The sequence below is a fragment of the Streptomyces coffeae genome (assembly GCF_016741875.1).
In the GTDB taxonomy this organism is placed as follows: Bacteria; Actinomycetota; Actinomycetes; order Streptomycetales; family Streptomycetaceae; genus Streptomyces; species Streptomyces coffeae.
In genome coordinates this window covers 1-12,220 of record NZ_JAERRF010000039.1, presented here as the reverse complement: position 1 = coordinate 12,220, position 12,220 = coordinate 1, and the positions used below count along the sequence as shown (strand labels likewise).

The following is a 12,220-nucleotide window of genomic DNA, read 5'->3' as shown; positions in this document are numbered from 1 at the left end:
CGCGCGTCGCCGACCCGAAGGTCGACGGCGCGCGGACTCCGTGTGGCGGTGGCTCTTACTCATCCGGGAGCCTTCCCCCAGGGGTGTCCTGATCCATCAGCCACGCGTGCACCCGTCGCGCGGTCGTCTCCGCGTCCTTCTCGAGCAGGGTGAAGTGGTTGCCGGGAACCTCGGCCATCTCATGGTCCAGCGGCCAGGACGGCCGTACGGCCTCGAACAGCAGCTCGGGGACGAAGTCGGCCGCCCGGACGAAGAGCGTGGGGGTGGTGAGGGGCGTCGGCTGCCACGCGGTGAACAACCGCGCGTAGTGCGCCATCGCGGTGAGCTGGTCGTCGTCCACCGGGATCTCCGGGAACTGCCGCATCAACCGGTACGTGGTGGCCACCATGCCCAGCGCGAGGTCGTCACCCGCGCCGGCGGGAGTGTCCAGCAGCACCAGCGCGGGTGGAGGGGTGCCGATCGCCTCCAGACGGGCCGTGAGGGCATGGGCCGACCACCCACCGGAGGAGTAGGCGACAAGCGTGGGCGGCTTGTTGCCGAACGCCCGCAACACCACCTCCGCCTGCCGGGCGGCGGCGGCTTCGATGTCGGCCGGAAGCGACTCACCCCGCCCGAAGCCGGGCATGGGCAGGAACCAGACATCGTGTGAGCCGTCCAGCGCTCCGGCGAACCGGGCGAACTGGTACGGGCTCGCCGGCACCACCAGCGAGGGCAGACACAGCACGGGCGCCGCCGTTTCGCCGTGTGCGAGGTGCACCGGCGCGCCGCCCGGCTCCGGCTCCGAGCCGCCGGTGTCGGACATCCGGAACCTCGGGCGCGCACCGGCTGCGAGATCGAGCAGATCCAGCCCGCGGTCGTACTGTTCTTGTGCGAGGGCGTGCCGGAACAGGTTCGTGACGACACAGCCCCCCTGCCCCGGTCCGTCCGCCCGTTCCTCATCCGTGTGCCGCACCAGTTCGGTCAGCAGGTGGGTTGCCAACTCCCGCGGAGTCGGATGCGCGAACACCTCGTCGGCCGTCAGGACGCATCCCGTCATCCGGCTGAGTCCGGTGCACAGTTCGCTGATCGACAACGAGGTGAAGCCCAGGTCGAGGAAGGTGCGCTCGCCCTCCACCTCTGCCGGGTCGGCGTGCCCGAGGATGGCCGCCACCTGCGAGGTGACGAGGTCGAACACGGCCCTGTGCCGCTCTTCCACCGTCATGGTGCGCAGGCGGGTGGCATATGGACGACCGTCCACGGTCCATGGCTCGGTGTGCTCCGCCGCCTGAGGCCGGCCGGGCCATTGATCGGCAGTGTGCTGGTCGGCAGTCCGCTGGTGCTCGAAAGGCCGGTCTCGCTGATCGGTCAGCCGGTCGGGCAGCCAGTAGCGCCGCCGCTGGAAGGCGTAGGTCGGCAACTCCACCTGCCGGGCGCCGGTTCCGGCGAACACTGCACCCCAGTCGACCTTCGCACCACATACGAACAACCGCGCCACCGCGGACATCGCCGTCTCGGCCTCCCCGTGGCCGCTGCGCAGTGCCGGGACCGCCATGGCCGCGGCCGTTGGAGACTGCCCAGAGGAGGTGAGGTGAGAGGTGAGTACGGGGTCGGGGCCGACCTCCAGCAACCGGGTCGCGCCCTGCCGGTCGGTCGCGGTCTGCAACGCGTCATGGAAACGCACCGGTTCGCGGATCTGACGTACCCAGTACTCCGGGTTCGCCCAGTCCCGCTCCCCCACGCGGTCACCTGTGACGGTGCTGACCGCGCGTGTCCGGGGACTCCGGTAGGTGACCCCGGCGGCAACCTTGGCGAACTCGTCCAGCATCGGCTCCATCAGCGGGGAGTGGAAGGCGTGGCTCACCCGCAGGCGCCGGACGCGACGGCCGTCCTCCACCGCGATCGCCATCACCCGCTCGACGGCGTGCTCGTCACCGGAGACCACCACCGCCGACGGACCGTTGACCACCGCGATCACGGCCCTGTCCCCGTCGGACAAGCCGTTCAGCATCGCCAGAGCCTCGCTCTCGGGGGCCTCGATCGCGGCCATCGCGCCCCCCATGGGCAGAGCCTGCATCAGCCGGGCCCGTGCCGCGACCAACCAGGCGGCATCGGCGAGCTCGAACACACCGGCGGCCCAAGCGGCGGCGAACTCCCCGATCGAATGGCCCAGCAGCAGGTCCGGCCGCATGCCCCAGGATCGCAGCAGCGACACCAGCGCAACCTGTACGGCGAACAGGGCCGGCTGGGCATAGCCGGTCCGGTCCAGCAGGCTCCCCTCGGCCGAGCCCTCGGCAGCGAACAACACTTCCCGCAGGGGGACTTCGAACCCGGCGGATCCCTTCAACCCAGCGTCCAGATATCCGCAGACCTCGTCCAGAGCCCCAGCGAAGGCCGGAAAGCGGCCGTAGAGCTCGCGGCCCATGGCGGCACGCTGACTGCCCTGACCGGTGAACATCCACGCCGTACGGCCCGTGCTCGCCACCCCGGTCACCATGGAAGCAGGGGAGCGGGGTGCGACGTCCCCTTCTGCCGCCGTGGCCAGAGCCGCCACACCCGCGCGCAGAGGGGCGTAGTCGGTACCCAGCATCACGGCGCGGTGTTCGAGCACGGCGCGGGTCGTCGCCAGGGAGAAGCCCACATCGACCGCGCGGATCGCACCGACGACTGCGTTGGCCGGGCCCTCGGACGAGTGATCCTGTGTGTCGAGATGGGAGATGAGGCGTTCGGCTTGGGCCCGTACCGCGTTCGAGCTGCGGCCGGTCAGCACCCACGGCACCACCGGCAGCGCCGTCGAAGGACAACGCTCCACGGACGAGGGCCGATCCGCCGGAGAGCTCCCACCGTCCGTCCTCACCGCACTGCCCGGTTCGACCGGCTCCGGTGCGGGAGCTTCCTCGATGACGACGTGTGCGTTGGTCCCGCTGATCCCGAAGGAGGACACACCTGCCCGACGCGGACGCGCACCACGTGGCCAGGGACGGGATTCCGTCAGCAGGCGCACCACGCCGGAGTCCCAGTCCACGTGCGGCGAGGGAGCGTCCACATGCAGCGTCCGCGGCAGCTGTTGTGCCCGGAGCGCCATGACCACCTTGATGATTCCGGCCACACCGGCGGCGGCCTGGGTGTGCCCGATGTTGGATTTCATCGACCCCAGCCACAACGGATCGCGACCCTCGCGGTCCTGGCCGTACGTGGCCAGCAGCGCCTGGGCCTCGATCGGATCGCCCAGGCTCGTACCGGTGCCGTGCGCCTCGACGGCGTCCACGTCGGCCGCCGTGAGCTCCGCGGCGCGCAACGCCTGACGGATCACCCGCTGCTGCGACGGACCGTTCGGTGCTGTCAGACCGTTCGACGCGCCATCCTGATTGACCGCGCTCCCCCGGACCACCGCCAGCACCGGGTGCCCGAGCCGCCGTGCGTCCGAGAGCCGCTCCAGCACCAGAACGCCAACGCCTTCAGACCACCCCGTACCGTCGGCGCTCTCCGCGAACGCCTTGCACCGGCCGTCCGGGGCCAGCGCCCCCTGCTGTGCGAACTCCTCGAAAGCCATGGGAGTTGACATCACCGTCGCACCGCCCGCCAGCGCCATCCGGCAGTCGCCGGCCCGTAGCGCCTGGACCGCCAGATGCACCGCGACCAACGCCGATGAGCAAGCAGTGTCCACGGTCACCGCGGGCCCCTCGAGGCCCAGCGCATAGGAGACCCGGCCGGACAGCACGCTGGCCGCCGAACCCGTTCCCACAAAGCCCTCGATGCCGTCGAGCCGGCCGCTCACCGTGTGGAGATAGTCCTGGCCATTGGTACCCGTGAACACGCCGGTGGCCGACCCCCGCAGCGACAAGGGGTCGATCCGTGCCCGCTCCAGCGCCTCCCACGACGTCTCCAGCAGGAGCCGCTGCTGCGGATCCATCGCCAACGCCTCACGCGGCGAGATACCGAACAGCCCAGCATCGAACTCCGCAACACCCTTGAGGAACCCGCCGACACGGGCGTATGACGTCCCTGCGCCGCCCGAGTGAGGGTCGAGCAGTCCGTCACGGTTCCAGCCACGGTCCTCGGGGAACGGCACCAGACCTTCGCCACCAGCGACCAGCAGCTCCCACAGCCCGTCCGGCGAGGAGACCCCACCCGGCAGCCGACAACCGATGCCGACGATCGCGACCGGCTCGCGGAAGGCCGCACGCAGCTGCTGGTTGTCCTTCTTCAGGGCGTCGGTCTCCTCCAGCGACTTCCGGAGCGCCTGGACGACTCTTTCGTACGACGCACTCATCAGGGCCTCGCTCACTCCTGCTCGAAGGGATCGTCGTCGCCGAGCGCCAGCTCCACGAGGTCGTCGACGCTCAGTTCGGCGATCGACCGGTCCTCCTCGGCAGCCTCGTCCCTGCCGGTCCCATCCCGGCCGGTCCCGTCCTCGTCGGAGGCGACCAGTTTCATCAGGGCATCCATCAGCCCCGCCTCCCTCAGCCGGGCCAGAGACACGGACGCCAGCCGGCGCCGTAGCTGCTCCTCGTCCATCACAAGGCCGGGGTCACCGCCCCGGTCGATGGAACCGGTGTCCGCATCGTCGACGTCCGGGAACAGTTCGCCTCGCATATAACGAGCCAGCGAGGTGGGCGTGGGGTGGTCGAAGGCGATCGTGGCCGACAGCCGGAGCCCGGTGGCCGAGGTGAGCCCGTTGCGCAGGTCCACCGCGGTCAGCGAGTCGAAGCCGAGGTCCTTGAACGCGCGATCGGCGTCGATCGCCGCGGCGGACTCGTGACCCAGCACCGCAGCGACGTGTGACTGCACCAGGTCCAGCAACGCCTCCTCCCGCTCGCTCGGGGAGAGGTCACGCAGCCGCAGGATCAGCGCGTCGGCCTCCTCGCCGCCGACGTCGGTAGCCGCGGCCGGCGCGGCCGCCGCCTCCGGCAGATCCGCGATCAGGGCGCTGCGTCGGCCGGCGTACCTCAGCGACGTCACGTAGCGTTCCCAGTCCACGTCCATGACGGCGACGCACGTCCGGCCGTCACCGAGCACCTGGCCGAGAGCCGCCACCGCACGCTCCGGGGGCAGTCGGCGGACCCCGGAGAGACGGAACCGCTGCTCGGCAGCGGCATCGGCGGCCATACCGTCCCCGCCCCACGGGCCCCATGCCACCGAAGTCGCGGGAAGCCCCAGGCCGCGCCGGTGCTGTGCCACGGCGTCGAGGAAGGCGTTGCCCGCCGCGTACGCGGCCTGGCCCTGGCCGCCGAACACCCCGGCGATGGACGAGAACAGCACGAACGCGTCCAGCTCCAGGTGCGCGGTCAGCTCGTGCAGATGCCATGCGGCCTCCGCCTTCACCCGCACCACTCGAGCCATGCGCCGCGGCGTCAGGTCGGTGACCAATCCGTCATCGAGCACACCCGCGGTGTGCACCACGGCCGTCAGCGGAGCGTGCGCGGAGACCGTGTCCAGCAGCGCGGCCAGAGCCCGGCGATCGGTGATGTCACACGCGACGACCTCGACCTCCGCTCCGGACTCGGCCAGTTCCTGCCGCAGCCGCTCCGCGCCCGGCGCCTGGGGCCCCTGCCGCGAGACCAGGACCAGGCGCTCCGCGCCCTGCGAGGCGAGCCGACGGGCGACATGCCTGCCCAGCGCACCCGTACCGCCGGTGACCAGCACTGTGCCGTGCGGTTGCCACCCCTCGCCGTTTTCCGGTGCCGTGTCCCGCGTCAGCCTGGCCGCGTGCACTCCCGAGGGCCGCACGGCGACCTGGTCCTCGTAGGTGTCCTGGCGCCCCGTGGCGAACACTGCCACCAGGCGGGTCAGCAACTGCTGCCCTGTCTCCTCCGGCAGATCGACCAAACCGCCCCAGCTCCGGGGCTGCTCCAGCGCCACCGTCCGGCCCAGGCCCCAGAGTTGGGCCTGCACGGGGTTCGTCAGCTGATCCCCCGCGCCGACGGACACCGCGGAGCTGGTCACACACCACAGGGGCGCCTCGGCCTCGGCGTCGGAGAGCGCCTGTACGAGCGCCAGTGTCATGGCCGTCGCGATCGGTACCGATGCGCCACCGGCGCTCTGCGGGTCGGGAGTTTCCGCGCCGGTCCGGGCACGTGCCGATTCGGCTTCGGGTGCGCTGCCCACGGTGTGAGCTTCACGTGCGGTAGTGCTTTCTCCGGTGTGAGCGTCCGGTGCGATGCCTTCCGTCGCGGTGCCTTCCGTTGCGGTGGCTTCCGTCGCGGTGGCGTCCGTTGCGGTGACTTCCGTCGCGGTTTCGGCCCACGCCAGCAAGGACACCACGCCGACCGGCGACGCCTCGCGAATCCGTCCGGCGAGTGCTTCACGGCCTTCGGTGGGGTCGACGGTCAGCACGGTGACCTGAGCCCCGGCCGCCTCCAGAGCCCGCACACACTGCTCGACCAAGCCGTCCTGGGCAGCGGCCATCCGCTGCGGCGCGGCCATCAGCCACGTGCCCGACAGCCGACCCGACGCGGGAACGCTCACCGGCCGCCATACCACTCCGTAGCGCCAGGCCGACAGCGCCGACCGCTCCTGCTGCCGCTTGCGCCAGGTTGAGAGCATCGGCAACACGGTGTCCAGTGACGCTCCGGCGTCCACGCCGAGCTGTCCGGCGATGGAGGCCACATCACCCTGCTCGACCAGATTCCAGAACCCGGACTCGACCCCGCCCAAGTCCACGCCGACAGCGCTCGCACGCTGGGCCTTACGGTCCGGCAGCCAGTACCGGCGGCGCTGGAAGGCGTACGTCGGCAGACTCACCCGCTTGGCTCGGGTTCCGGCGAACACCGCTGCCCAGTCGGCCTTCATACCGCATACGAACAGCTCTGCCACCGCGGTCAGCACGGTCACGGCTTCGGCACGCCCCTTGCGCAGCGCCGCCACCGCGACCGCCACCTTCCGGCCTTCTCCGAGGCCCGCGCCCCCGCTCCGCCGTTCCCCCATGCCCGGGGTGTCGGCGACGTCCGGGACCCCTGCGGCACCCGGAGCCTCCGGAGAAGCTGCGGTGTCCACGGCATCCGGGGCGTCCGGAGCTTCTGCGGTCTTTATGGTGTCCGCGGCATCCACGTGGGACTGCACCAGCGCGCTCAGCACCGGGTCCGGCCCGATCTCCAGCAGCCGGGTGGCGCCCTGTTCGCCCATGGCCTCCTGGAGCGCAGCGCTGAACCGGACCGGCTGCCGCACCTGCTCGACCCAGTAGTCCGGCGACGTCCAGTCCCTGTCGCCCACCGGCCAACCGGTGACCGTGCTGACCGCGGGGAGCAACGGCCGACGGTAGGTGATGCACGCCGCGATCTCGGCGAATTCCGCCAGCATCGGCTCCATCAACGGCGAGTGGAACGCATGACTCACCCGCAGCCGCGACACCCGCCGCTGCTGCTCGCGAGCCACGGCTGTGGCCTCCTCCACCGCGTTCTCGTCGCCGGAGATCACCACGGCGGTGGGGCCGTTGACCGCCGCGATCGCCACCTGCTCGCTGCGCGGAAGCCCGTGCAGGATCTCGAGGATCTCGGCTTCCGTGCCCTCGATCGCCGCCATCGCACCGCCCTCCGGCAGCGCCTGCATCAGGCGGGCCCGGCCTGCCACCAGACGTACGGCGTCGGTCAGCTCGAACACTCCGGCGGTGTACGCCGCAACCAGCTCACCGATCGAATGGCCGAGCACCAAGTCGGGCCGCACACCCCAGGAGCGCAGAAGTGCCACCAGCGCGGTCTGCACCGCGAAGAGGGTTGTTTGGGCGTAGCCGGTCGATTCCAGCAACTCCGCCTCGTCCGAGCCCTCTTCAGCGAACAGCACGTCGCGCACTCGTACGGTGAACTCGGCGGCACCTGCCAACTCGGCATCGAGGCAGTCGCACACCTCATCCAGGCCCTTCGCGAATGCCGGGAACCGTTCATACAGCTCACGGCCCATGCCGGACCGCTGGCTGCCCTGCCCGGTGAACATCCACGCCGTCCGGCCCTCACCGGCCGCTCCGGACACCACCCTGGTGTCACCGATGGCTGCCGCCCCCGAGGCCACAGCTGCCACACCGCCGCGCAGGGCGTCCCCGTCGGCGCCCAGCACCACCGCGCGGTGCTCGAACGCGGCGCGAGTCGTGGCCAGGGAGAGACCGACATCCACCGCGGCGGTGTCATGCTCGTCGAGGAAGGCAGGCAAGCGTTCGGCCTGAGCGCGCAGGGCCTGCGCACTGCGTCCGGAGAGAACCCACGGAATCACCGGCAGTGCGTCCGACGGCTGCTCTGCGCGCCCGCCGTCCTGGTCGCCCCCGGCTTCCACCTCGTCCGCCAGCTGCTCCTGTCCCGCCACTACCGGCTGTCCCGCCACGGCGGAGGAGACTGGCGGCGCCTCACCCACGATGAGGTGCGCGTTGGTGCCGCTGATGCCGAACGACGACACACCCGCCAGGCGCGGACGCTCGCCCTGAGGCCAGGAGCGGGACTCGGTGAGCAGCCTCACCGCCCCGGACTCCCAGTCCACATGGGACGAGGGCCGGTCCACGTGGAGGGTCCGCGGCAGCTGCTGCTCCCGCAGAGCCATCACCATCTTGATGACCCCGGCCACGCCCGCGGCGGCCTGGGTGTGCCCGATGTTGGACTTCACCGATCCCAGCCACACCGGATCCTGACCGTCACGCTCCTGCCCGTACGTGGCCAGCAGTGCCTGCGCCTCGATCGGGTCACCCAGCTTCGTACCCGTGCCATGCGCCTCGACGACGTCCACATCGGACGCCGAGACCTTCGCCGCGGCCAGGGCTTGACGTATCACCCGCTGCTGCGACGGACCGTTAGGCGCGGTCAGGCCGTTCGACGCGCCGTCCTGATTGACCGCGCTACCCCGCACCACCGCGAGCACCGGATGTCCCAGCCGCTGCGCGTCGGACAGCCGCTCCACAACCAGGATGGCACCGCCCTCGGCCCATGATGTGCCGTCGGCGGCATCGGAGAATGACTTGCACCGGCCGTCTTCGGCGAGGCCGCCTTGGCGTGCGAACTCCTGGAAGATGGCCGGTGTGGCCATCACGGTCGTGCCCCCGGCGAGGGCCATCGTGCACTCCCCGGCCCGCAGGGCCTGACACGCCAGATGCAGCGCGACCAGAGAAGACGAACAGGCCGTGTCCACCGACACCGCCGGCCCCTCCAACCCCAATACATACGACAGCCGACCCGAAGCAACACTCGGCGTACTACCCGTCAGCAGGTAGCCCCCGGTCTCACTGTCCGCCTCATCCTCCTGACCACCGACATAACCATTGGCAGACACCCCCGCAAACACACCCGTCGCCGAACCCCGCAGCGACAACGGATCAATCCCCGCCCGCTCCAACGCCTCCCACGACGTCTCCAACAGCAACCGCTGCTGCGGATCCATCGCCAACGCCTCACGCGGCGAAATCCCGAACAGCTCCGCATCGAACTCCGTCGCATCATGCACAAAGCCACCAACAGCCACACCCTCAGGCAACGACCGCACCCGCCAACCCCGATCAACCGGCAACGCAGACATCCCATCGCCACCAGAACTGACCAGGTCCCACAGCATCTCGGGCGAGGCCACACCACCCGGATAACGGCACCCCATCCCGACAATCGCGATCAGGTCATCGCCCGACGCCACAGATGTGACGATGTGAGTGTCGGTGGGCTGCTCTTCCAACACCCCCAGCAACTGCTCCCGCAGATTCCCCGCAAAAGCGGAGGGCGTGGGATGGTCGAACACCATCGTCACCGGCAGATTCAGCCCGGTCGCCGCATTCAGCCGATTACGCAGCTCCACCGCCGTCAGCGAATCAAACCCAAGATCCTTGAACGCCCGGTTCGCATCAACCGACGCCGCAGACGCATGCCCCAACACCGCCGCAATCTGCGACTGAACAAGATCAAGCAACACCCGCTCCTGCTCAACAGCCGACAACCCCCGCAAACGACGAACCAACGCCCCATCACCCCCAGCAACCCCCCGACCAGCAACACGCCGCTGCGACACCACCGGAACCAACGCCCGCAACACACTGGGCAAACTGTCACGGAACGCCGCCAACGACGCCGCCCTGAAGGCAATGGGCATCAGGACGGGCTCGTTGGTGTGCAGAGCGGTGTCCAGCAGCGAGAGGGCGTCGTCGGTGGGCAGGGGCGGGAATCCCTGCCTGCGCAGGCGGGCCACGTCGGCGTCGCTGAGCCGACCGCCCATACCCTCGGCCTGCTCCCACATGCCCCACGCCAACGACACCGCCGGCAGACCCTGCACCCGCCGCGACACCGCAAGCGCGTCCAGCACACTGTTCGCCGCCGCATAGGCCGCCTGCCCGGCATTGCCCACTACACCGGCAAAGGAAGAGAACAGGACGAACGCATCCAGCTCACTGTCGCGGGTCAGCTCGTGCAGATGCACCGCCGACTCTGCCTTCGCCGCCAGTACACGGGCCAATCGCTCAGACGTCAGATCCGAGACCAGGCCGTCATCGAGCACACCCGCGGCATGCACAACACCGCGGAGTGGGGTCTCTGCCGGGATCGCGTCCAGCACACCCGCCAGAGCCTCACGATCACTGACATCACACGCGGTGACCGTCACCCGGGCGCCGAGCCCCGTCAGTTCCCCGCGCAGTTCCTCCGCCCCGGGAGCCTCAAGACCCCGCCGGGACAACAGCAGCAGATCCCGCACCCCATGCACCGCGACCAGGTGCCGGGCCACCACCGCACCCAAACCACCCGTACCACCGGTCACCAGGACCATGCCCGACTCCGGCCACGCGCCCCGGCGCTCGGTCGGTACCGGCACCCGACCCTCCAGGCCACCCTCATCGGCCCCAACCACATGCACGTCTGCCGCCGCAACCGAGGGCTCCGCCACCGCATCGTGCGGAAGACGCCGGACGCGGGGCAGCCTGAGCTGCCCCTCCCGCACCGCGACCTGACTCTCCCCCTGCCCGACCAGCTCAGCCAACCCCCCGGCCAAGGCCCGGTAGGACGACTCCTCCCCATCCACATCAGCCAGCACAAACCGCCCCGGATGCTCACTGACCGCCGAACGCACCAAACCCCACACACCCGAACCAGCCAAGTCCAACCCACCGTCCTCAGACACCCGCACCGCACCAGCGGTCACCACCACCAGCCGCGAAGAGGCAAACCGCGACTCCGCCAACCACCCCCGAACCACGTCAAGGACAGTGGCAACGACGTCAGTGGTGCCCGAGTCGACCCCGGCAACATCCGGGACCGGGACCGGGACCGGGAGCAGGACGGTCTCGGGAGTGTCGGCGCCACCATCCAGCGCGGCGATCAGGCCCGACAGGTCGGCGTACGTCGTGACCGGAATTCCAACCTCCCGCCACTCCCCGGGCCCGCCCAGCGCAACCCAGGCGCCGCCCTGAACCGTCTCATCAGACCCTGTCGAGGGCGGCGCAGGAGTCCAGTCCAACCGGAACAGGTTGCCCGCGTTCGTAGAGTTGGCCGCCGCGAGGTCCGCGGCCTGCACGGGACGCAGCACCAGTGAGTCGACCTGGGCGACCGGGTCACCCGCGGCATCGGCTACCCGCACCCTGTACTCACCAGAGCCGCACGGGGACAGGTGTGCCCGTACTGCGGACGCCCCCACCGCTGACAGTGACACCCCCGACCACAAGAACGGCAGCAGCACACCCTCAACGGACTCACCCCGCAGTTCCAGCGCATGCAACACCGAGTCCAACAGCGCGGGATGCAGGCCAAACCCGCTCGCGTCATCCGCGACATGCTCGGGCAGCACCGCCTCCACAAACAGGTCCTCACCCTGCTTCCAGACCTCGCGCAGGCCACGGAACGCAGGACCGTAGGCCAGCCCGACCCCGGCCAACCGCTCGTACAGCCCCTCCAGCGAGACAGACTCCGCCCGTGCGGGCGGCCACACCCGCAGATCCCAGTCCACAGCCCCGCGCTCAGCCGTCGCCGTCAGGACTCCAGCGGCATGCAACGTCCACGGCTCATCAGCACCGGCATCCTCCCCACGGGAGTAAACCCGCACCTCACGCCGCCCCTCACCAGACTCCGAAGCATCGACGCTGATCTGTATGTCGACGGCTCCATCCTGCGGCAGCACCAACGGCGCCTGGAGCGTCAACTCCTCAACACGGTCACAGCCGACCCGGTCACCCGCCTGCACCGCTAGCTCGACGAACACTGTGCCCGGAACCACCGCCGAACCGGCTACCAGTTGATCGGCGAGCCACGGGTGCGACTGAACGGACAGGCGCGACGTCAGCACCACCGCATCTGACCCA

The 12,220-nt window shown here is 70.1% G+C and carries 1 protein-coding gene and 1 pseudogene; both read right to left on the bottom strand.

Annotated features, from left to right (window positions below; translation table 11 throughout):
- Positions 1–55: 55 nt before the first annotated feature.
- Positions 56–4,159 (bottom strand): annotated as a pseudogene (locus JK363_RS37055) (type I polyketide synthase); the annotation flags it as partial.
- 101 nt (positions 4,160–4,260) lie between these two features.
- A complete protein-coding gene (locus JK363_RS43320; RefSeq protein ID WP_307822018.1) occupies positions 4,261–12,204 on the bottom strand; it encodes an SDR family NAD(P)-dependent oxidoreductase in 7,944 nt (2,647 codons plus the stop codon).
- Between the last annotated feature and the right edge of the window lie 16 nt (positions 12,205–12,220).